The following is a 23,113-nucleotide window of genomic DNA, read 5'->3' as shown; positions in this document are numbered from 1 at the left end:
AAATAATCCTGTTTCATTATATTTTCTAAAAAGATTATTAAGTTTTATTTGATGTTTGGTGAGTATACCTTACTAGATTACGTGGGGAGCCTCCTCCAGTCCATTCAATGCAGGCTATGGCTTGTTTGAGGAAAGGATTAATTCAATGGAGTAGCGGCAGTGCGCAATAGATAAGGAAATGAGATATTATACAGCCGCATCAAAAATATTATGCTGCCGTATTACATTGGTGATAAATGTGCGGAGACAACCTGACTCATGCGGTCTCCGCAATTAGCATCAGGCAACCTGTACCGGAATGGCTTTCGCGGTACGCTTCATTTCGTTGTCGCCTTCAAAATAAGCCACTTTCGGGCGCCATGTGCGGGCTTCCTCATCAGACATAGTGACAAAGCTGGCGATAATCACAATGTCGCCAACCTCAGCGCAGTGTGCAGCCGCACCGTTCACCGAGATGATTTTGGAGCCGCGTTCAGCCGCAATCGCATAGGTTGAGAAACGTTTCCCATTCGTCACGTTCCAGATATCAATAGCTTCGTTTTCCAGAATACCGGAGGCATCAAGGAAATCCTGGTCGATGGCGCAGGAGCCTTCGTAATGCAGGTCCGCCTGCGTGACTTTTACGCGGTGGAGCTTGCCTTGCAGCATGGTGCGAATCATAACTTCTATACCCTGTCGTTTACCTTGGCTAAGCAGGCACAACTGGCCCGCTTTGAGAAATTTCTCAGGCAGTATTGCCCGATTTTTAACCCCTGTCTACAGGGCTAATGTAACGCTTTGATTATCGATCAGCCGTGCCTGGCCCAGCCATGCGGCGACCAGAATCACTGCACGCTTGCTGTTTTCAGTCAGTTCCAGCAGTGTGTCGGCATCGCGGATCTGAATATCGTCGGCGCGGAAACCTTTTTCATTCAGCTCCTGCGCGGCAATAGCAATAATCTCTTCCAGATCGCGCTCGCCAGCCTGTAATTTTTCGCCAATGCGGCTCATCACTTTGTACAAGCCGGGGGCGATTTTACGCTGCTCTGCCGTCAGATATCCGTTACGTGAGCTAAGGGCTAAGCCGTCTTTGGCGCGAATAATAGGCATACCGACGATCTCAATGTCATAACCCATATCCGCAACCATTTTGCGGATCAATGCTAACTGCTGGAAATCTTTTTCGCCAAAGCAGGCAACATCCGGCTGGATCAGGTTGAACAGTTTGCTGACGATGGTCGAAACGCCACGGAAGTGGCCCGGACGGCTGGCGCCTTCCAACATGGTAGAGAGGCCGGGAACATCAACGTACGTCTGGCCTTCCAGCCCCTGTGGGTAGATTTCCTCAACGGCTGGAGCAAAGATATAATCGACTTTACGTTTGTTCAGCTTTTCACAGTCTTCCTGCAGCGTGCGCGGATAGCGCACCAGATCTTCCGGTCGGTCGAATTGCATTGGGTTGACGAAAATGCTGACGATGACCACTTCGGCCTGGGCTTTTGCTTCATCGACCAGCTTCATGTGGCCGTCGTGTAGATTGCCCATGGTGGGAACCAGCGCCACACGTTTACCTTCCTGGCGCAGACGGCGAATATGCTGGCGCAGCAGCGGCAGGGTTTCAATAATTAGCACACCTTGACTCCTTTAGTTGCCTGAGGGTCTGTAGGCCAGAGAAGCCGTTTGCGCCGCCATCCGGCAACGTGCGCCGAACCGCCTGATGGCGCTACGCTTATCAGGCCTACATCTCGTCAGAAAATTTAGTGGAAGCTATGTTCTTCGCCCGGGTAAACGCCGGATTCCACTTCAGCAATATACTGCCGCACCGCAGCGCGCATGTCGCCCGCTTCGGCAAGGAAATTTTTCGCGAATTTTGGAATATGACCGCCGGTAATGCCAAACGCATCGTGCATCACTAAAATCTGACCGTCGGTGACGTTGCCCGCGCCGATGCCGATCACCGGAATAGATAGCGCTTCGGTGATGCGTTTTGCCAGTTCAACGGGAACGCATTCCAGTACCAGCAGTTGAGCGCCAGCCGCTTCCAGTGCCAGTGCGTCGTCGAGCAGCGTTTGCCCGGCATCACCACGGCCTTGCACCTTATAGCCGCCAAAAATGTTGACTGACTGCGGGGTCAGACCCAGATGGCCGCAAACCGGAACCGCGCGTTCAGTCAGCATTCTCACCGTATCGACCAGCCATGCACCGCCTTCAATCTTGACCATATTGGCACCCGCGCGCATCACAACCGCCGCGTTTGCAAAGGTTTGTTCTGGCGTAGCGTAGGCCATAAACGGGAGATCGGAAAGCAGCAGGCAGTTGGGTGCCCCGCGACGCACAGTGCGAGTATGGTAGGCAATATCGTCAACAGTGACCGGCAGGGTAGAGTCATGACCCTGAATCGTCATCCCCAGTGAATCACCCACCAGCATCACATTGATACCTTCGTCGGCAAAGAGTTTCGCGAAGCTGTAGTCGTAGGCCGTAATCGTTGCGAAGCGTTTCTTCTCTTGCTTGTATTTTTGCAGCAATGAGATTGTTGTCGGTTTCATAACATATCCTGATGGTGAAAGTCATATTTAACGGCATTCTAGCAGTCACATTCAGGGGGGCAATTGATTTAAGCAATCGTTTGGCGCGAAAGCAGTAAACGCTAAAGGGGAAGGATTACTTTACCAGTGTGCAGGTTTTGCCGCACCGAGTTGGGAGAGGTGTTGATGCAGGCGGGTTCCGTCCGGGAAAGTCAGTTCAGGGGCGATTTCAAAAAGTGGCCACAGCATAAAGCCGCGGTTTTTCATATCGTAGTGCGGTACGGTCAGACGTTCGGTGTTAATCACTTCATCACCAAACAGCATAATGTCGAGGTCCAGCGTACGCGGGCCCCAGCGCTCGGCTTTACGCACACGGCCCTGCTGCAACTCAATGCGTTGAGTGTGATTAAGTAACTCTTCCGCTGCAAGGGTGGTTTCCAGCGCGACGGCGGCATTCAGGTAATCGGGCTGATCCTGTGGGCCTAATGGCGGGGTGCGGTAAAAGGAAGAAACGGCGAGAATTTGGCTGTCCGGGATTTCACCGATCGCTTGCACGGCAGCATTAACCTGCTCCAGAGGAGAGGCTAAATTACTGCCGAGAGCGATATATACCCGTCGTCTTTCAAGCTGCATCTGTGTCACCGCCTTGATGCGACTCGAAATTTGTAGGGTATACGTGATGGGTCATGCGGAACCTTCGCGGCGCGGCGCACGCTTACGTGGACGACGATGACGACGACGTTCTGGTTCTTCATCAAGCTCGTTCAGCATGCCTTTTTGCTCTGGCGGAGCCGACACCTGGAATTCGCCCCACCACTGCGCCAGACGCTGCAGCTCGGCGTTATTTTCCACTTCGGCACGCAGGGCCAACAAGTCGTAGGCAGCGCGGAATTTTGGATGCTCCATCAGCTTCCAGGCGCGCTTACCCTGACGACGGGACATGCGTAACTGAAGCTGCCAGATATCACGGGTGAGCGACGTCAGGCGTTTCGGGATAGCCAGTGAACGACAGGCTTCATCCAACACGTCATTCATTGCCAGCGCGAAGGCGTCGTAATAGGCCAGACCGCTTTCCTGGGCAATTTTCTGCGCGGTTTCCAGCAACGGATACCAGAACATCGCTGCAAACAAGAATGCCGGGTTTACGCGCATATCATTGTGGATACGGGTGTCGGTATTCTTTAGTACCTGGGCAATGATGCGTTCCATCGCGCTGTCACCGTCTTCGGTGAAATAGCGGGTGATGGTTGGGAACAGCGGCTGGAACAGGCTGTACTCACGCAGTTTTTTATAGGTTTCATAACCGTAGCCTGCCTGTAACAGCTTGAGCGCTTCTTCAAACAGGCGTGCAGGAGGAATATCGTTCAGCAGTGTTGCCAGGCGTGGGATCGGCTCTGCGGTTTCCGGGCTGATACGCATATCAAGCTTGGCTGCAAAGCGTACCGCGCGCAGCATACGCACGGGATCTTCACGATAGCGCGTTTCAGGATTGCCAATCAGGCGGATAATACCGTCTTCCAGATCCTGCATTCCACCGACGTAATCACGAACGGTGAAATCAGCCACGCTATAGTAGAGGCTGTTGATGGTGAAATCGCGGCGTTGGGCATCTTCTTCGATGGAACCGAAGATGTTGTCGCGCAACAGCATTCCGTTTTGTCCACGCTGTGACGTTGCACGATCGGCTTCGCTGCCTTCATGATGACCACGAAAAGTCGCGACTTCGATAATTTCCGGGCCAAACATGACGTGAGCCAGACGGAAACGACGCCCAACCAGGCGGCAGTTGCGAAACAACTTCCGTACCTGATCCGGTGTCGCGTTAGTGGTGACATCAAAGTCTTTCGGTTTTTTGCCCAGCAAAAGGTCGCGCACGCCACCGCCAACCAGCCATGCCTCGTATCCAGCCTTATTAAGCCTGTACATTACCTTCAGGGCATTTTCACTGATATCTTTGCGGGAGATAGAGTGCTGCTCACGCGGGATTACCGTCATATGCGGACGGGCGACGGCAAGCTCGGCCTCGCGCTCCTCGCGGCTTAGCACCTTGCGGCAAAAATTAGCGACTCGGGTAAAAATAGTGCACCTCGGTAGTGTCAAACTTCAGTCAGAACAAGTGTTGCTGTGTAAAAATCGCGGCTAATCATAGCTCAGCATGAGTCATTTGAGAATGCCGGATTTACATTCACTGAACCCGGCACAGTCGAAAGCGTCCAATTTTGCACCGCAGTTTGCAGTAATTCTTCCACACTCAGCGCTTGCCACGGTATTGCAGTGCTCTGACCGAGGAAACGCAACGCCTTGATGAGAATCGGGCGTGGATCGCTGTGCGGTAGGGCAGGCGCATGATTCTGCTTAGAAAGTTTAGCGCCTTGCTCGTTGAGCGCCAACGGCAGATGAATATAGTCCGGTACTTGCCAGCCGAACTGCTGATACAACGAAATTTGGCGTACAGTCGGTTCGATGAGATCTGCACCGCGTACAATCTCAGTTACCCCCTGGAAGTGGTCATCAACCACCACCGCAAGGTTATAAGCAAACAGTCCGTCGCGTCGGTGGATAATAAAGTCTTCCCGAGCAAGCTCTGGGTTGGCGTGAATATTGCCGCGCAGCAGGTCGTTAAAGTGTAAGACGGGATGCTGTTGCTTGATGCGTACCGCTGCATTTTCCGGCCCGTGGCGTAACGCGCGGCAATGACCGTCGTAAATCCCGCCAATACGCTGAATACGGGCGCGTGTACAGGTGCAGTAGTAGCTTAAATCTTGCTGTTGTAACCAGACCAGTGCCTCACGGTAGGCGTCATGGCGTTGCGATTGCCACATGATTTCGCCATCCCAGTGCAGCCCGTAATGTTCCAGCTGACGCAGAATCGTCTCTGCAGCACCGGGAACTTCACGAGGGGGATCGATATCTTCAATTCGTACCCGCCAGATTCCACGTTGTGCACGGGCCTGCAGATAACTGCCGAGGGCGGCTACCAGGGAACCAAAATGCAGTTCACCGGAAGGTGAAGGGGCAAAACGGCCAATATAGGGTTTGTCTGTCATGTCGATGGATAATATAAAAGAATAAGGCGGGAGAAACTCCCGCCCAGGTATTGTCGGATTAGCGTAATGCTATCCGGCATGCAACAGCCTACGGGATTAACCCGCCATCTGTTTTTCGCGAATTTCTGCCAGCGTTTTGCAGTCGATGCACAGATCGGCTGTTGGACGGGCTTCCAGACGACGAATACCAATTTCTACGCCGCATGATTCGCAGTAGCCGAAATCTTCGTCTTCTACTTTCTTCAGCGTCTTCTCGATCTTTTTGATCAGTTTGCGCTCACGGTCACGGTTACGCAGCTCAAGGCTGAATTCTTCTTCCTGTGCGGCACGGTCAACCGGATCAGGGAAGTTAGCCGCTTCGTCCTGCATATGAGTCACAGTGCGATCGACTTCATCCCTGAGTTGATTACGCCATGCTTCAAGAATACGCCTGAAGTGCGACAGCTGGGCTTCGTTCATATACTCTTCGCCCGGTTTCTCCTGGTACGGCTCCACCCCAGCGATGGCGAGAATACTCAGGGACGATGTTTTACGGTTTTGCCCTTCTTGCATGTTGCTTCTCCTTAACACGCACTATCGATCCCCATGTTCGGGGGAAAAATCAGGTCGCTATAAATAGCAGATGCTTTTCCGGATAGCAATTATCTATACGTAACACTTGACAACCCTGTGAGGAAAAGCGTATTTGCGCACGCGGCCAGAATACTAATTAACCCGTTGTTCACACCATTATAAGGCAATGGGCAACGGTTCTTTAAGAGTCATACCATGGGCAGAAAGTTCCGCTTTATAAACCAGAATTTCGACCCCCTTTAGCTGTGCTTCGACTAATAACTGCGCATATTTTGCATCGATATGGCGCGCGGGTGAAAACCGTGTAATGGCTGAATGTAGTACCGCGAAAAATATGACTGCACGTTTACCTTCAGCCGCTACGCTCATCAATTCCCGAAGATGTTTCTGACCTCGTTCAGTGATGGCATCGGGAAAATAACCATACTCTTTTTCCGCCAACGTGACTGATTTTACTTCAATATAGCAGTCAGTCCGGGAATCTGCCTGTAACAAAAAATCAATACGACTGCCTTCTGCGCCGTATTTTACTTCACTTTTCAACACACTGTAGCCAGAAAGCTCCGCAATGAGTTCATTCTGAATCGCCTCTTTCGTTAAGCGATTGGCCCATAGCGTGTTAACACAAATAAAAGCATCAGATCCGGTTTGCGTTAATTCCCAGGTATGTGGATATTTCCGTTTAGTATTTTCTGATGTTGAATACCAGACGGTATCACCAGGGGTTGCGCATCCGGTCATTGCTCCGGTATTTGGGCAGTGTAGCGTCAAGGTTGTGCCATCAGGTGTGATCACATCCGCTAAAAAACGTTTATAGCGCTGAATTAGCGTAGCGCGTTGTAAAGGGGGAGAAAATTGCATGAATAATACCCTTGATTACTTGCTCAGCGCCCAGCGTTGCAAGGTTGAGTAGCGAGTGCGTCCTCGCTCAAATGACGAGGCGTAAAGCGCAAACTCCGTAACCGGAAATGACCAGCAAAAACCGGGGGGCGGGATGGCGACTGCATGGCTGGCATCGCGCAAGAGCGTGATATGCGGGTGAAAGGGCTGCGGGCTTTGGTAGCATCCGCTGCGTGCGGCCTGTGCTCGCAGCATGTTGGCCAGTTGCAATAGCCCACGTGGCGGCTGGCGCATTCCCAGCCATACCACCCGCGAACGCAGCCATTGCCCTGCATCGTCCAGCCTGAGCGTAAACGACGGCTGGCGAATGCGTCCGGCCAGCTGTGATAGCGCCTGCTGTTTCTCCGCACTGACATCCCCTAAAAAAGCCAGCGTCAGGTGCAGATTGTCCGCGGCGACAGGGCGGCCCGCTTCCGGTGGAAATTGTGCGGCTCGCCAGTGGATGAGCTGCTCCCGAACCTCAGTAGGCAATTCAATGGCAAAGAACAGCCGTTTTGGCTCAGACATGATGGATACTCGGTTATGAATTAACGCGATGCTACAATGCAGCGCGAAGAATGTTAACCCTCTGGAGTCATTTGTGACGTCGTTGCCCGTTGCCGCCATAGTGCCTGAACTGCTTACTGCCCTTGATGCCTCACCGCAGGTCCTGCTGACCGCGCCGACGGGGGCCGGGAAATCGACCTGGCTGCCGCTGCAGTTTCTGAAGCATCAGGGGATTTCGGGGCGCATTATCCTGCTGGAACCGCGTCGTCTGGCGGCTCGCAATGTGGCACAACGACTGGCGGAGTCGCTAAACGAAAAGCCCGGCGAAACCGTGGGTTACCGCATGCGCGCGCAAAGCTGCATTGGGCCGCAAACCCGGCTTGAAGTGGTCACAGAAGGTGTGCTCACGCGCATGATCCAACGCGATCCAGAATTGCAGGGGGTTGGTCTGGTGATCCTTGATGAATTTCACGAGCGCAGCCTGCAGACGGATCTGGCACTGGCGCTCCTGTTGGACGTGCAGCAAGGCCTGCGGGATGATTTAAAACTGCTGATTATGTCAGCCACACTGGACAACGGGCGTTTACAACAGCTGTTGCCTGAAGCGCCTACCCTTGTTTCCGAAGGACGTGCGTTTCCTGTTGAACGGCGCTACCAGCCCCTGGCGACGCATTTACGTTTTGACGAAGCGGTTGCCATTGCCACCGCGGAGTTGCTGCGTAACGAGAGTGGCTCGTTGCTGCTATTTTTACCCGGCGTGGGTGAGATCCTGCGCGTGCAGGAGCAATTGGCAGGCCGCGTGGGCAGCGATATCCTGCTGTGCCCGCTGTATGGCGCATTATCGCTGACCGAGCAGCGACAGGCCATTTTGCCTGCTCCAGCGGGGCGACGTAAAGTCGTGCTGGCAACCAATATTGCTGAAACCAGCTTAACCATTGAAGGTATCCGTCTGGTGGTGGACTGCGCCCAGGAGCGTGTGGCGCGTTTTGATGCACGCACGGGATTGACGCGACTGATTACCCAACGTATTAGCCAGGCCTCAATGACCCAACGAGCAGGGCGAGCAGGGCGTCTGGAACCCGGTATTTGTCTGCATCTGCTGGCCAAAGAGCAGGCAGAAAGGGCTGCGCCGCAAGGCGAGCCGGAAATCGTACAAAGCGACCTGTCCGGCCTGCTGATGGAACTGTTGCAATGGGGATGCACCGATCCCGCACAGTTAAGCTGGCTGGATAGGCCGCCAGTCGTAAATATGCAGGCGGCAACGCGTTTGTTACAGATGCTGGGCGCACTGGAGGGGGACAGACTCAGTGCCACCGGACAAAAAATGGCGGCACTGGGCAACGATCCCCGCTTAGCAGCAATGCTAGTCAGTGCTAACAATGACGACGAAGCGGCAACGGCAGCAAAGCTGGCGGCAATTCTGGAAGAACCACCGCGCGGTGGGAGTACCGATCTGGCAACAGCATTTTCACGCCACCAGCCCGCCTGGCAACTGCGTAGCCAGCAGCTACTGAAGCGCCTGAATGTGCGTGGAGGCCAGCCTGATAGCGAACGGTTAGCACCTTTACTGGCGCAGGCGTTTGCCGATCGTATTGCCCGGCGTCGTGGTCAGGAAGGGCGATATCAACTGGCGAACGGGATGGGGGCAATGCTGGATGCTGATGATGCATCGGCGCGCCATGAGTGGCTTATCGCGCCGCTGTTGCTACAGGGTAGTGCCTCGCCGGATGCTCGTATTTTGCTGTCTTTGCCGCTGGATATCGACAGATTAATACAGACGTGTCCTGAGCTGCTGCGACAGTCAGATACCATCGAATGGGATGAAACCCAGGGGACGCTGAAAGCGCTGCGCCGAATGCGCATTGGTCAACTGACAGTTAAAGTACAGCCGCTGGCTAAACCTTCGGAAGACGAGTTGCATCAGGCCATGTTGAACGGAATTCGCGATAAAGGCCTAAGTGTGCTCAACTGGACGCCTGAGGCTGAACAGTTTCGGTTGCGTCTGCAATGCGCGGCAAACTGGTTGCCGGAGTACGGTTGGCCTGCTGTCGATGATGCCTCGCTGCTGTCGACGCTGGAGAGCTGGCTATTGCCGCATATGAGCGGTGTGCACTCTTTACGCGCACTCAAAGCATTAAATGTGGCTCAGGCATTGCGCGGTTTACTGGACTGGTCAATGCTGCAACGTCTGGAGAGTTCGCTGCCGGCGCATTACACTGTGCCGACGGGAAGCCGGATAGCCATTCGCTATCACGAGGATAATCCCCCGGTGTTGGCGGTCAGGATGCAGGAAATGTTTGGCGAAGCGAATACGCCAACCATCGCCGAGGGGCGTGTGCCGTTGGTGCTGGAACTGCTTTCTCCGGCCCAGCGACCGCTGCAGGTCACCAGCGATCTGAGCGCGTTCTGGAAAGGGTCGTACCGCGAGGTGCAAAAAGAGATGAAAGGGCGTTATCCCAAGCACGTCTGGCCGGACGATCCGGCGAATACCGCGCCAACGCGGCGGACCAAAAAGTATTCGTAATGAAACGGTAGGCCGGATAAGGCGTTTTACGCCGCCATCCGGCATAAATACAGCAGAAAATTGAGAGATTTCTTCTTCTGTCGCAGGACGGAAGAACAGAGAATCGGGCCCTTGCGCCTGAATGTTGCGGAGAAAAAGCATGGCGGGGAATGACCGCGAGCCAATTGGACGTAAAGGGAAACCGTCACGTCCGGCGAAACAAAAGGTGAGCCGTCGTCAACTCAGAGATGACGAGTATGACGACGATTATGATGATGATGACTATGAGGATGAAGAACCGATGCCGCGTAAGGGTAAAGGCAAAGGGCGTAAGCCTCGTGGTAAGCGTGGCTGGTTCTGGCTGCTGGTAAAACTGTCGATCGTCTTTTTGGTGCTGATCGCGATATATGGCGTGTACCTGGACCAAAAAATTCGCAGCCGTATCGATGGCAAAGTCTGGCAACTGCCCGCGGCTGTTTATGGCCGGATGGTTAACCTTGAGCCAGAAATGCCCATCGGCAAGAACGAGATGGTGAAACTGCTGGAGGCGACACAGTACCGTCAGGTGACGAAAATGACGCGCCCTGGCGAATTCACCGTGCAGGCGAAGAGCATTGAGATGATCCGCCGTCCGTTTGACTTCCCGGACAGTAAAGAAGGGCAGGTGCGTGCGCGTCTGACCTTTGACGGCGATCATCTGGACACCATCGAGAATATGGATAACAACCGCCAGTTCGGTTTCTTCCGTCTCGATCCGCGTTTGATCACCATGCTCTCTTCGCCTAACGGCGAGCAGCGTCTGTTTGTCCCGCGTAGCGGCTTCCCGGATCTGCTGGTGGACACGCTATTGGCGACCGAAGACCGTCACTTCTATGAGCACGACGGGATCAGTCTCTATTCCATTGGCCGTGCAGTGTTGGCGAACCTGACGGCGGGTCGTACGGTGCAGGGGGCCAGTACGTTGACTCAACAGTTGGTCAAAAACCTGTTCCTGTCCAGCGAGCGCTCGTACTGGCGTAAAGCGAACGAAGCCTACATGGCGCTGATCATGGATGCGCGCTACAGCAAAGACCGCATTCTTGAACTGTATATGAACGAGGTGTACCTCGGTCAGAGCGGTGATAACGAGATCCGTGGCTTCCCGCTGGCGAGCCTGTATTATTTTGGCCGTCCGGTAGAGGAGTTGAGTCTTGACCAGCAGGCGCTGTTGGTGGGGATGGTGAAAGGTGCGTCAATCTACAACCCATGGCGTAATCCGAAGCTGGCGCTGGAACGTCGTAATCTGGTGCTGCGCCTGCTGCAACAGCAGCAGATTATCGATCAGGATCTGTATGACATGCTGAGTGCGCGCCCGTTAGGCGTGCAGCCGCGTGGCGGAGTGATTTCACCACAGCCAGCGTTTATGCAGATGGTTCGCCAGGAGCTACAGGCGAAGCTGGGCGATAAAGTCAAAGATCTCTCCGGTGTGAAAATTTTCACCACCTTTGATTCCGTGGCGCAGGATGCGGCAGAAAAAGCGGCGGTGGAAGGCATTCCGGTGCTGAAGAAACAACGTAAGCTGAGCGATCTGGAAACCGCGATTGTGGTCGTTGACCGCTTTAGCGGCGAGGTTCGTGCTATGGTCGGCGGCGCTGAGCCGCAGTTTGCGGGCTATAACCGCGCGATGCAGGCCCGTCGTTCCATCGGTTCTCTGGCAAAACCGGCAACCTATCTGACGGCACTCAGCCAGCCGAAGCTGTATCGCCTGAATACCTGGATCGCCGATGCGCCGATTGCGCTGCGCCAGCCGAACGGCCAGGTGTGGTCACCGCAGAACGATGACCGTCGCTATAGCGAAAGCGGTAAAGTGATGCTGGTGGATGCGTTAACACGTTCAATGAACGTCCCGACTGTCAATCTGGGGATGGCGCTGGGTCTGCCAGCTGTTACCGAGACCTGGACGAAACTGGGCGCTCCGAAAGATCAGCTCAATCCGGTTCCGGCGATGCTGCTGGGGGCGTTGAACCTGACGCCAATTGAAGTGGCGCAGGCGTTCCAGACCATCGCCAGCGGGGGTAACCGTGCGCCATTATCAGCACTGCGTTCGGTCATTGCTGAAGATGGAACCGTGCTGTATCAAAGCTTCCCGCAGGCAGAGCGCGCCGTTCCGGCGCAGGCGGCCTATATGACGCTGTGGACCATGCAACAGGTGGTTCAACGCGGTACGGGTCGTCAACTGGGCGCGAAGTACCCAGGGCTGCACCTGGCAGGGAAAACCGGGACCACCAACAACAACGTGGATACCTGGTTTGCCGGTATCGACGGCAGCCAGGTGACGATTACCTGGGTAGGCCGCGATAACAACCAGCCAACCAAGTTGTACGGTGCCAGCGGGGCGATGTCGATTTATCAGCGTTATCTGGCGAACCAGACACCAACACCGCTGGTGCTGACGCCGCCGGAAGATATTGTTGATATGGGCGTCGATTACGACGGTAACTTCGTGTGCAGTGGCGGTATGCGTACGCTGCCAGTGTGGACCACCGATCCGGACTCGTTGTGTCAGCAAGGTGAGATGCAGCAGCAGTCAGGTAATCCGTTCGATCAATCAACGCAGTCGCAGCCTCAACAGCAGCAGCAGCAACAACAGCCGCCGCAGCAGGAGAAGAAGGATGGCGATGGCGTGGCCGGTTGGATTAAAGAGATGTTTGGCGGTAACTAACGCCTGCCTCAAAACCCGCTTCGGCGGGTTTTTCTTTGGCGCCACTCGGCTTTGTTTTGCCTGATGGCGCTGCGCTTATCAGGCCTACGGAATTTGAGCAGCATGCCGCTATCCGGTACGTCTTCCGTTAAAACATTTCAGCCTAATTTATTAACCCTTTCTTTTCATCTGGTTATTTCTTAACCCCTTAGTTTTAGTAGGGGCGCGTATTGCTTGCTATCTCGCCAGAGTTTCGAATATTATGCTGCCGTTATAATAATAATTCTCGTTTACGTTATCATTCACTTTCATCAGAGAAATACCAATGGCGCGTCTTAAAACTGCTCAGCCAAGTTCATCACTGCGTAAAATTGCAGTCGTGGTAGCCACAGCGGTTAGCGGCATGTCTGTGTATGCACAGGCGGCGGTTCAACCGAAAGAAGAAACAATCACCGTAACCGCAGCACCTGCCGCACAAGAAAGCGCGTGGGGACCTTCGCCGACGATTGCCGCGAAGCGTTCCGCCACTGCCACCAAAACCGATACGCCTATCGAAAAGACCCCGCAGTCTGTTTCGGTTGTGACGCGTGAAGAGATGGATACCAAGCAACCGGCTACAGTAAAAGAAGCCATTGCTTATACACCCGGTGTTTTTGCTACCCGTGGTAGCTCTTCCACCTATGATGTAGTGACGATTCGTGGTTTTACCTCTCCAACCACGGTCAACACCAACCAGTATCTTGATGGCATGAAACTTCAGGGTAATAACTACTCTGAAGTATCTATGGACCCGTATTTTCTGGAACGCGTAGAAGTGATGCGCGGGCCGACTTCAGTGCTGTACGGCAACAGCAACCCTGGCGGCATCGTCAGTATGGTGAGCAAACGTCCGACAACAGAACCCCTGAAAGAAGTGCAGTTTAAAATGGGGACGAACAACCTCTGGCAAACTGGTTTCGATTTTAGCGATGCTATTGATGATGACGGCGTGTGGTCATACCGTTTAACGGGGTTGGGTAATAGCCAGAACTCTCAGCAGGAGATGTCAAAATCAACGCGCTACGCAGTTGCACCTGCGTTTAGCTGGCGCCCTGATGATAAAACAGATTTCACCTTCCTGAGTAATTTCCAGAACGATCCGTACGCGGGTTATTATGGCTGGTTGCCGCGTGAAGGTACGCTTGTTCCGTATTACGATGCAAATGGTAATCCGCACAAGCTGCCGACTGATTTCAATGAAGGTGAAGCGGATAACAAGATGGCTCGCCGCCAGCAGATGGTTGGCTACAACTTCTCGCATGCCTTTAACGACACCTTCACCGTGCGCCAGAACCTGCGTTATGACAAGGTGAAAACGCTCTACCGTTCTGTATATGGTTTTGGCTATAGTCAGCCTGGTGAGATTATCCGTAAATACGTTCGTTCTGATGAAGATCTCAATGCATTTACCGTTGATACCCAGCTCCAGTCTGCTTTTGCCACCGGTGATGTTGCACATACTCTGCTGACCGGTGTTGATTACTCGCGTATGCGTAACGATGTCAATGCGCTGTATGGCGATGCTGATCCATTAAATATGCAGAACCCTCAGTACGGTAACCCGAATATTGATGTCAGCGGACCGTATGCTAAGTACGCCGTGTTAAACCGTATGGAACAGACCGGACTCTACGCCCAGGACCAGATGGAATGGGATAAGTGGGTGCTGACGTTGGGCGGCCGCTATGATTTTGCAACCACCTCCACGTTGACCCGCTCCAGTAATTCACTGGCCGAAGTGAACGATCAGCAGTTTACCTGGCGTGGTGGTGTTAACTATCTGTTTGACAATGGTATTTCTCCGTACTTCAGCTACAGCGAATCGTTTGAACCGACATCCGGTTCAACGAAAGAAGGCAAACCGTTCGATCCGTCGCGTGGTAAGCAGTACGAAGCCGGTGTGAAGTATGTTCCGAAGGATATGCCAGTTGTACTGACGGCGGCTGTGTACCAGCTGACGAAAGATAAAAACCTGACGGCGGACCCGAACGATCCTACGGGTCTGTACAGCGTCCAGACTGGGGAGATTCGTTCACGCGGCATTGAACTGGAAGCAAAAGCAGCCGTAAATGCCAATATTAACGTTACGGCGGCTTACAGCTACACGGATGCGGAATATACCGAAGACACTATCTTTAAAGGTCAACGACCGGCGGAAGTACCACGTAATCAGGCTTCGTTATGGACCGATTACACGTTCTATGAATCAGCACTGAGTGGTTTGACCATTGGGGCTGGCGTGCGTTATACCGGTTCAACGGTGAGTTACTACAAAAACGATACTGCTGCAGGGAAGAAAAACGATTCGTTTAATGTGGGCGGTTATACCGTTGCTGATGCCATGGTGAAATACGATCTGGCCCGTTTCGGTATGGCGGGTTCGTCCGTTGCCGTAAACGTCAACAACCTGTTTAATCGTGAATATGTTTCCAGTTGCTATAGCGAATACGCATGTTACTGGGGCGCAGAACGTCAGGTCGTTGCAACAGCAACCTTCCGTTTCTAATTTCTCTTTGGGCACGCTTTGCGTGCCCGTTTTACAAGTTGGCCACTATGCAGGAAAACAGATCCCATCCCGACACGACGTTTGCGTTGAAGAATGTCTCCTTCCGTGTGCCTGGCCGCACGCTTTTGCATCCTCTCTCGTTAACCTTTCCCGTGGGTAAAGTGACGGGTCTTATCGGCCACAACGGCTCCGGTAAATCCACTTTATTGAAAATGCTGGGACGTCATCAGCCGCCGTCAGAAGGTGAAATCCTTCTTGATGAGCAGCCGCTGGAGAGCTGGAGCAGCAAAGCGTTTGCCCGTAAGGTTGCCTATTTACCCCAGCAGTTACCGCAGGCCGAAGGGATGACGGTACGTGAGCTGGTAGCGATTGGGCGTTATCCCTGGCATGGGGCGTTGGGACGCTTTGGTGTGGCTGACAGGGAGAAAGTGGAAGAGGCAATTACGCTTGTTGGGCTTAAACCTCTGGCGCATCGCCTGGTGGATAGCTTGTCTGGCGGCGAGCGTCAGCGTGCGTGGATCGCCATGCTGGTGGCACAAGACAGCCGTTGCCTGCTGCTGGACGAACCAACCTCGGCGCTGGATATCGCGCATCAGGTTGATGTTCTGGCGCTGGTACATCGCTTGAGCCAACAACGTGGATTGACGGTGGTTGCCGTACTGCATGATATCAACATGGCAGCCCGCTACTGTGATTACCTGGTCGCGCTGCGCGGCGGTGAAATGATTGCACAGGGAACACCTGCTGAACTGATGCGTAGTGAAACCCTGGAACTGATTTACGGTATCCCGATGGGCATTTTGCCGCATCCGGCCGGTGCCGCACCCGTGAGTTTTGTCTATTAATGATTGGATTACCTCATCTTTCCCGTCGACGACTGCTAACGGCAATGGCGCTGTCGCCGCTACTGTGGCAAATGAATACAGCCCGCGCGGCGGCGGTTGATCCACAGCGTATAGTGGCGCTGGAATGGCTGCCTGTTGAGTTGCTATTGGCGCTGGGTGTTGCACCTTACGGCGTCGCGGATGTTCCAAACTACAAACTGTGGGTCAACGAACCCGCGTTGCCGGACTCCGTCATTGATGTCGGATTACGTACTGAACCAAACCTCGAACTGCTGACTGAAATGAAACCCTCATTTATGGTCTGGTCGGCTGGTTATGGTCCTGCACCTGAGAAGCTTGCACGTATTGCGCCGGGTCGCGGCTTTAACTTCAGTGATGGCAAAAAGCCGCTGGCGATTGCGCGTCAGTCGTTGCAAGAACTGGCGCAGTTGCTGAATCTGCAGACCGCTGCCGAACGTCATCTGTCGCAGTACGAACACCTGATTGCCAGCCTGAAGCCGCGCTTTGTTCAGCGAGGCTCCCGGCCATTACTGCTGATGACCCTGCTCGATCCTCGCCATATGCTGGTGTTTGGGCCTAACTGCTTGTTCCAGGAGGTGCTGGATGAGTACGGGATCCGCAACGCCTGGCAGGGTGAAACCAACTTTTGGGGCAGCACCGCGGTAGGGATTGACAGGCTTGCCGCCTACAAAGATGTTGATGTGCTGTGTTTCGATCACGGTAACAACAAGGATATGCAGGCACTGATGTCCACACCGTTGTGGCAGGCGATGCCGTTTGTTCGTGCCGGACGTTTTCAACGTGTTCCCGCCGTCTGGTTCTATGGTGCAACGCTATCGGCGATGCATTTTGCGCGCATTCTGGATAATGCGCTGGGGGGGAAAGCGTGAGTAAACGTATTGCGCTGCTCCCAACTCTTCTGCTAGCGGTTCTGTTTGTTGCTGCCTGCTGGCTGACCTGGTTTAACTTTTCCGCTGCTCTGCCGCGTAGCCAGTGGCAACAGGCTATCTGGTCACCGGATATCGATGTTATTGAGCAGATGGTATTCCATTTCAGCCTGTTGCCGAGGCTGGCGATTTCTCTGCTGGTCGGTGCCGGGCTGGGACTGGTTGGTGTGCTGTTTCAGCAGGTATTGCGTAACCCGCTGGCGGAGCCGACTACGCTGGGTGTTGCCACCGGGGCACAACTGGGCATCACGGTGACTACGCTGTGGGCTATTCCTGGCGCATTGACGACACAATTTGCGGCCCTGGCAGGGGCCTGTATCGTTGGGGCGCTGGTGTTTGGCGTCGCCTGGGGCAAACGGCTTTCTCCTGTGACGTTGATCCTCGCGGGCCTGGTGGTCAGCCTGTACTGTGGCGCGATTAATCAATTGATGGTGATTTTCCATCACGACCAGCTGCAAAGCATGTTTTTGTGGAGCAGCGGCACGCTAACGCAAACTGACTGGAGCGGGGTGCAAAGGCTGTGGCCGCAACTGCTGGGTGGCGTGATGTTGACGCTGCTGCTATTACGCCCAATGACGCTGATGGGACTGGATGACGGCGTGGCGCGCAATCTCGGACTGGCGCTGTCGCTGGCGCGCCTGGCGGCGTTAACGCTGGCGATTGTGCTCAGTGCTTTACTGGTCAACGCCGTCGGAATTATCGGTTTTGTGGGACTGTTTTCGCCGCTGTTGGCGAAAATGCTCGGCGCGCGGCGTTTGCTGGCGCGTCTGCTGCTGGCTCCGTTGATTGGCGCACTGATCCTCTGGCTCTCCGATCAAATTATTTTATTACTCACTCGCGTCTGGATGGAAGTCTCCACCGGTTCGGTGACGGCGCTGATTGGCGCGCCATTGCTGCTGTGGCTATTGCCGCGCCTTCGCAGTATGAGCGCACCGGATATGAATGCCAGCAACCGTGTCGTCGCTGAGCGTCAGCACGTGCTGATGTTTGCGCTGGCTGGGGGCGCAATATTGTTGCTGACGGTTGTGGTTGCGCTGTCATTGGGTCGCGATGCCCACGGCTGGAGCTGGGCCAGTGGTGCAATGCTGGATGAGCTGATGCCCTGGCGCTGGCCGCGCATCCTGGCTGCACTGGTAGCTGGCGTAATGCTGGCTGTGGCGGGCTGCATTATTCAGCGTTTGACTGGTAATCCGATGGCCAGCCCGGAAGTGTTGGGTATTAGCTCCGGCGCGGCCTTCGGCGTGGTGCTCATGCTGTTTCTGGTGCCCGGCAATGCGTTTGGCTGGTTGCTGCCGGCGGGGAGTCTCGGCGCGGCGGTGACGCTGTTAATCATTATGATTGCCGCCGGGCGTGGAGGTTTCTCTCCGCACAGGATGCTGTTGGCGGGGATGGCGCTCAGTACGGCATTCACAATGTTGCTGATGATGCTGCAGGCAAGCGGCGATCCGCGCATGGCGGGCATTCTGACCTGGATGTCCGGCTCGACCTATAACGCTTCCAATGAACAGGTTTTACGTACCGGTATTGTGATGATCATTCTGCTGGCGATAACGCCGCTGTGCCGCCGCTGGCTGACGATTCTACCGTTAGGCGGTGACACTGCGCGGGCTGTCGGTCTGGCATTAACACCGTCGCGTGTTGGCTTACTGATGTTGGCTGCGGGTCTGACCGCTACGGCAACCATGACAATCGGTCCGTTGAGCTTTGTGGGGCTGATGGCGCCGCATATCGCACGGATGTTAGGTTTTCGGCGTACGATGCCGCATATGGTGATATCCGCGCTGGCGGGGGGGGGGCTGCTGGTGTTTGCCGACTGGTGTGGGCGTATGGTGCTGTTTCCGTATCAGATCCCGGCGGGACTGCTGTCGACGTTTATTGGCGCGCCGTACTTTATCTATCTGTTGAGAAAGCAGAGCCGCTGAGGCTGACCCCTTTCATGTAGGCCGGATAAGACGCTTTGCGTCGACATCCGGCAATAAAAAAGCCGGGTGGCGGCTTCGCCTTACCCGGCCTACATTTCTGCACGTTCTCTTTTTTACAATTTCGCAAACACCCGACGTGCAGCGTCGATGGTGTTATTGATATCGTCTTCGCTGTGCGCGACAGACATAAAGCCTGCTTCAAAGGCGGACGGTGCCAGGTAAACGCCTTCATCCAGCATCATATGGAAGAAGCGCTTAAAGCGTTCAACGTCGCAGGACATCACGTCCTGATAGCAGGTTACGGTTTCTGCATCAGTGAAGAAAATCCCGAACATCCCGCCGACATGGTTAACCACCAGTGGAATATTTGCTTCCTGAGCGGCTTCTAGCAGACCTTCTGCCAGACGTGTCGTCAGTTCGTTCAGCGTCTCATGAATCCCTGGCTGGGCGACTTCATTCAGACAGGCGAATCCTGCCGCCATCGCAATTGGATTTCCGGACAGCGTACCCGCCTGGTAAACCGGTCCGGTTGGGGCCAGGGCATCCATCACATCACGACGGCCACCAAATGCGCCAACAGGCATGCCGCCACCGATGATTTTACCCAGGCAGGTCAGATCCGGTACTACGCCGTAATAATCCTGCGCACCCGCCAGTGCGACGCGGAAACCGGTCATGACTTCATCGATGATCAACAGTGCGCCAAACTCATCGCACAGCGCACGCAGACCCGGCAGGAATTCCGGCAGTGGCGGGATGCAGTTCATGTTGCCCGCTACTGGTTCAACGATAATACAGGCGATTTCCTGCGGATACTGTTCGAATGCCGCACGTACTGAGGCAAGATCGTTATAGGTGCAGGTCAGGGTATGTTTCGCGAAATCTGCCGGAACCCCCGGGGAGTTAGGCTGGCCCAGCGTCAATGCGCCGGAACCGGCTTTGACCAGCAGGCAGTCAGCATGACCGTGGTAGCAGCCTTCAAATTTGATGATCTTATCGCGACCGGTAAAACCGCGCGCCAGACGGATCGCGCTCATCGTCGCTTCGGTACCGGAGTTCACCATACGTACCATATCCATGGTTGGCACGAGCTCAGTGACCAGCGCCGCCATTTTTACTTCCATCTCGGTCGGCGCGCCAAAGCTTAAACCGCGCTCTGCCGCTTCAATCACGGCATTGCGAATTGCCGGGTGGTTATGGCCCAGCACCATCGGCCCCCAGGAGCCGACATAATCGATATAGGCTTTACCATCGACATCATACAGATATGCGCCATCCGCTTTTTCAATAAACAGCGGAGTACCACCCACGCCAGTAAAGGCGCGAACTGGGGAGTTAACGCCGCCGGGGATAAGTTCGCGTGCTGCGCTGTAGAGGTTTTCAGACTTACTCATGGATGGGGTCCTGGTTCGTAGAAAAAGTAAATGCCCGCTATTCTAGTTATTCAGAGAAGGTTATGAAAGTTTTGCGTATTTGAAACAATACGATTTGCAGGGGATTTTCGTGAAATGTGCGAGTAGAATGCCGATTCCGTATTTGTATTACCAATTAATGATCATCTGATGAAGACTGACACTCCCTCTTTTGAAGCACAACAAATTGTGCGTTTACGCCGCAGGGATCAAATCCGTCGACTCCTGGAAAGAGACAAAACGCCGTTGGCGATCCTCTTTATGGCCGCCGTGGTGGGTACAGTGACGGGGTTGGTGGGTGTGGCGTTTGAGAAAGCGGTGACCTGGGTGCAGAATCTGCGTATTGGCGCACTGGCACAGGTTGCTGACCACGCGGTCCTTGTATGGCCATTGGCATTTATTCTTTCTGCACTGCTGGCGATGGTAGGTTATTTTCTGGTGCGTAAATTTGCCCCGGAAGCAGGCGGTTCGGGGATACCTGAGATTGAAGGTGCATTAGAAGAATTGCGACCTGTGCGCTGGTGGCGTGTGCTACCGGTAAAATTTATCGGTGGTATGGGGACGCTGGGGGCTGGGATGGTGCTTGGCCGGGAAGGACCAACGGTACAAATTGGTGGCAATATCGGGCGCATGGTGCTGGATATTTTCCGCATGCGTAGCGCCGAAGCGCGACACACCTTATTGGCAACCGGTGCGGCTGCGGGTCTGTCGGCCGCGTTTAATGCGCCTTTGGCCGGCATTCTGTTCATTATTGAAGAGATGCGACCACAGTTTCGTTATAACCTCGTGTCGATCAAAGCCGTATTTACCGGCGTGATTATGTCGAGCATTGTGTTTCGTATTTTCAACGGCGAGGCCCCGATTATTGAGGTCGGGAAACTCTCCAATGCGCCGGTTAATACGCTGTGGTTGTACCTCATCCTTGGGATTATTTTTGGTTGCGTCGGGCCGTTGTTCAATACCATGGTGTTGCGTACCCAGGATATGTTTCAGCGCTTCCACGGCGGTGAAATTAAAAAATGGGTGCTGATGGGTGGCGTGATCGGCGGTCTGTGCGGGATCCTCGGTTTGATTCAACCTGAAGCGGCAGGCGGTGGATTTAATCTGATCCCGATTGCTGCTGCGGGCAATTTCAGTGTGGGTCTTCTGCTGTTTATCTTTATCGCCAGGGTCATCACCACGCTGCTGTGCTTCTCATCCGGCGCGCCTGGTGGGATATTTGCCCCGATGCTGGCATTAGGCACATTGCTGGGAACTGCATTTGGCATGGCTGCAGCGGCTTCTTTTCCGCAGTATCATTTGGAGGCGGGGACGTTTGCTATTGCCGGGATGGGGGCATTGCTGGCCGCTTCTGTGCGTGCGCCGTTAACGGGCATTGTGCTGGTGCTGGAAATGACGGATAACTATCAGCTCATTTTGCCAATGATTATTACCTGCCTTGGCGCAACACTATTAGCCCAGTTTATGGGTGGAAAACCGCTATACTCGACTATCCTTGCCCGCACACTGGCTAAACAGGAAGCGGAGCAGGCGGCAAAAAGCCAGAGTACCGCCACGGGCGAGAATACTTGAACGAAATACCAGGGTATTAGATAATGGCCTTAACCATTGGGTTATAATTTGCCCAATTGCCAATGTCGTTTGGAGCAAAATATGAGTGATGACGTAGCGCTGCCACTGCAATTTACTGAAGCAGCAGCCAATAAAGTAAAAAGCCTGATCGCAGATGAAGATAACCCAAATCTGAAATTACGCGTGTATATCACCGGCGGTGGTTGCAGCGGTTTCCAGTACGGTTTTACCTTTGATGATCAGGTAAACGATGGTGATATGACCATTGAGAAGCAAGGTGTTGGTCTGGTGGTTGATCCGATGAGCCTGCAGTATCTGGTAGGCGGTGCGGTTGATTACACCGAAGGTCTGGAAGGTTCTCGCTTTGTTGTGACTAACCCGAACGCCAAAAGCACCTGCGGGTGTGGTTCCTCTTTCAGCATCTGATTGCTGTCTGTAATACCGATGGTCTGATGGTGTAGGCCCGGTAAGCGTAGCGTCACCGGGCAATGTGCCGGATGGCGGCGTAAACGCCTTATCCGGCCTACATGTTCTGCATCGTCACATCAACGCCCGTTATCATCCAGCGCAAACGTCGGCAATTTCAAATGCCAACGAATGGCGGCAAGCCGAATCAGCAGGGTAACGACCATCCCCATCATACTGGCGTTTTCCAGCGACACATTGAAGGTATAAAACGCGGTGGCGTGGACGATGCCGCCAATGATGCATGCTGTAGCGTAGATTTCGGTGCGCAAAATCATCGGCACTTCACGTGCTAACACATCGCGAATAATTCCACCGCCAACACCGGTAATGACCCCCATACAAATTGCTACCAGTGGTCCGGTTCCTGCGAGAAATGCTTTATTCACACCAATACCCACGAACACCGCCAGACCTACGGCATCCAGCACCGGAAGGATCCATTTCGGTAAGCGTCTTGGCTGACGTACCAGCACGATCGTCAACATACTGGTGATCATCGCCACCACCAGATCGGTGGGATCTTTAACCCAGAATACGGGGCCGTGATCCAGTGCCATATCACGGATCGTACCGCCACCGACGGCGGTTACCACGCCTAAGACCAGAACGCCGAAGGGGTCCATACGCAGTTTTCCGGCAAGTAATACGCCAGAGATAGCAAATACCGCGGTACCGACAATATCCAGCCAATAGACGAGCATCTTTA

Annotated in this window: 19 protein-coding genes and 1 pseudogene; 9 read left to right on the top strand and 11 right to left on the bottom strand. The window is 54.1% G+C overall.

Annotated elements, in window-relative coordinates; translation table 11 throughout:
• Positions 1–279 precede the first annotated feature (279 nt).
• From panD to thpR, 9 genes are all read right to left on the bottom strand, one after another.
• Positions 280–660 carry an aspartate 1-decarboxylase gene (panD, locus tag NNO03_RS17060; protein WP_023178331.1) on the bottom strand — a complete coding sequence of 127 codons (381 nt, stop codon included), beginning with the start codon at positions 658–660 and terminating at the stop codon, positions 280–282.
• Between the two features lie 96 nt (positions 661–756).
• A complete protein-coding gene (gene panC / locus NNO03_RS17055; protein WP_271450072.1) occupies positions 757–1,611 on the bottom strand; it encodes a pantoate--beta-alanine ligase in 855 nt (284 codons plus the stop codon).
• A 125-nt stretch (positions 1,612–1,736) separates the two neighbouring features.
• On the bottom strand, positions 1,737–2,528 hold the full coding sequence (gene panB, locus NNO03_RS17050; protein ID WP_137383692.1) for a 3-methyl-2-oxobutanoate hydroxymethyltransferase: 792 nt from the start codon (positions 2,526–2,528) through the stop codon (positions 1,737–1,739).
• A gap of 120 nt (positions 2,529–2,648) precedes the next feature.
• On the bottom strand, positions 2,649–3,140 hold the full coding sequence (gene folK / locus NNO03_RS17045) for a 2-amino-4-hydroxy-6-hydroxymethyldihydropteridine diphosphokinase (RefSeq protein ID WP_271450071.1): 492 nt from the start codon (positions 3,138–3,140) through the stop codon (positions 2,649–2,651).
• Positions 3,141–3,191: 51 nt separating this feature from the next.
• Complete coding sequence (gene pcnB / locus NNO03_RS17040; protein ID WP_212734722.1) at positions 3,192–4,586, bottom strand: polynucleotide adenylyltransferase PcnB; 1,395 nt, start codon at positions 4,584–4,586, stop codon at positions 3,192–3,194.
• A gap of 71 nt (positions 4,587–4,657) precedes the next feature.
• Entirely contained in the window at positions 4,658–5,554 is an 897-nt protein-coding gene (gluQRS, locus tag NNO03_RS17035; RefSeq protein WP_271450070.1) for a tRNA glutamyl-Q(34) synthetase GluQRS, read from the bottom strand.
• 96 nt (positions 5,555–5,650) lie between these two features.
• On the bottom strand, positions 5,651–6,106 hold the full coding sequence (gene dksA, locus NNO03_RS17030) for an RNA polymerase-binding protein DksA (protein ID WP_003829221.1): 456 nt from the start codon (positions 6,104–6,106) through the stop codon (positions 5,651–5,653).
• Positions 6,107–6,283: 177 nt separating this feature from the next.
• Positions 6,284–6,988 carry a DNA/RNA nuclease SfsA gene (gene sfsA, locus NNO03_RS17025; protein ID WP_271442272.1) on the bottom strand — a complete coding sequence of 235 codons (705 nt, stop codon included), beginning with the start codon at positions 6,986–6,988 and terminating at the stop codon, positions 6,284–6,286.
• A gap of 15 nt (positions 6,989–7,003) precedes the next feature.
• A complete protein-coding gene (gene thpR / locus NNO03_RS17020) occupies positions 7,004–7,534 on the bottom strand; it encodes an RNA 2',3'-cyclic phosphodiesterase (RefSeq protein ID WP_271442273.1) in 531 nt (176 codons plus the stop codon).
• Positions 7,535–7,607: 73 nt separating this feature from the next.
• Between thpR and hrpB the strand changes: the two genes are divergently transcribed.
• The 6 genes from hrpB to fhuB all read left to right on the top strand — a co-directional run bounded on the left by hrpB (position 7,608) and on the right by fhuB (position 18,955).
• On the top strand, positions 7,608–10,037 hold the full coding sequence (hrpB, locus tag NNO03_RS17015) for an ATP-dependent helicase HrpB (protein ID WP_271450069.1): 2,430 nt from the start codon (positions 7,608–7,610) through the stop codon (positions 10,035–10,037).
• A gap of 139 nt (positions 10,038–10,176) precedes the next feature.
• Positions 10,177–12,717 (top strand): bifunctional glycosyl transferase/transpeptidase, encoded by a 2,541-nt coding sequence (gene mrcB, locus NNO03_RS17010; protein WP_271450068.1) that lies wholly within the window; start codon positions 10,177–10,179, stop codon positions 12,715–12,717.
• A 304-nt stretch (positions 12,718–13,021) separates the two neighbouring features.
• A complete protein-coding gene (gene fhuA / locus NNO03_RS17005; RefSeq protein ID WP_271450067.1) occupies positions 13,022–15,241 on the top strand; it encodes a ferrichrome porin FhuA in 2,220 nt (739 codons plus the stop codon).
• Positions 15,242–15,288: 47 nt separating this feature from the next.
• A complete protein-coding gene (gene fhuC, locus NNO03_RS17000) occupies positions 15,289–16,086 on the top strand; it encodes a Fe3+-hydroxamate ABC transporter ATP-binding protein FhuC (protein WP_271450066.1) in 798 nt (265 codons plus the stop codon).
• Entirely contained in the window at positions 16,086–16,976 is an 891-nt protein-coding gene (gene fhuD / locus NNO03_RS16995; protein WP_271450065.1) for a Fe(3+)-hydroxamate ABC transporter substrate-binding protein FhuD, read from the top strand. The genes fhuC and fhuD overlap by 1 nt, the downstream gene beginning before the upstream one ends.
• Complete coding sequence (fhuB, locus tag NNO03_RS16990) at positions 16,973–18,955, top strand: Fe(3+)-hydroxamate ABC transporter permease FhuB (protein WP_271450064.1); 1,983 nt, start codon at positions 16,973–16,975, stop codon at positions 18,953–18,955. Before fhuD ends, fhuB begins: the two co-directional genes overlap by 4 nt.
• Before the next feature lie 113 nt (positions 18,956–19,068).
• Here the strand turns inward: fhuB and hemL are convergent, their stop codons facing one another.
• Positions 19,069–20,349, bottom strand: a complete 1,281-nt coding sequence (gene hemL / locus NNO03_RS16985) for a glutamate-1-semialdehyde 2,1-aminomutase (RefSeq protein WP_137383237.1) — start codon at positions 20,347–20,349, stop codon at positions 19,069–19,071.
• A gap of 168 nt (positions 20,350–20,517) precedes the next feature.
• On the opposite strand from hemL, the gene clcA reads away from it, so the two are divergent.
• The 3 genes and pseudogenes from clcA (at position 20,518) to erpA (ending at position 22,365) form a co-directional block, all read left to right on the top strand.
• Positions 20,518–21,939 carry a H(+)/Cl(-) exchange transporter ClcA gene (gene clcA, locus NNO03_RS16980; RefSeq protein ID WP_271450063.1) on the top strand — a complete coding sequence of 474 codons (1,422 nt, stop codon included), beginning with the start codon at positions 20,518–20,520 and terminating at the stop codon, positions 21,937–21,939.
• Between the two features lie 23 nt (positions 21,940–21,962).
• A pseudogene (gene yadW, locus NNO03_RS16975) lies at positions 21,963–22,028 on the top strand (small protein YadW).
• Positions 22,021–22,365, top strand: a complete 345-nt coding sequence (gene erpA / locus NNO03_RS16970; protein ID WP_003018581.1) for an iron-sulfur cluster insertion protein ErpA — start codon at positions 22,021–22,023, stop codon at positions 22,363–22,365. Before yadW ends, erpA begins: the two are co-directional and overlap by 8 nt.
• A 119-nt stretch (positions 22,366–22,484) precedes the next feature.
• Here the strand turns inward: erpA and NNO03_RS16965 are convergent, their stop codons facing one another.
• Complete coding sequence (locus NNO03_RS16965) at positions 22,485–23,108, bottom strand: TRIC cation channel family protein (RefSeq protein ID WP_005132135.1); 624 nt, start codon at positions 23,106–23,108, stop codon at positions 22,485–22,487.
• Positions 23,109–23,113: the final 5 nt, after the last annotated feature.

It is taken from the genome of Citrobacter sp. Igbk 16, from assembly GCF_028069755.1.
Classification (GTDB): Bacteria; Pseudomonadota; Gammaproteobacteria; order Enterobacterales; family Enterobacteriaceae; genus Citrobacter.
Note: the sequence above shows the minus strand (reverse complement) of the source record. Positions and strands in the feature narration are given on the sequence as shown.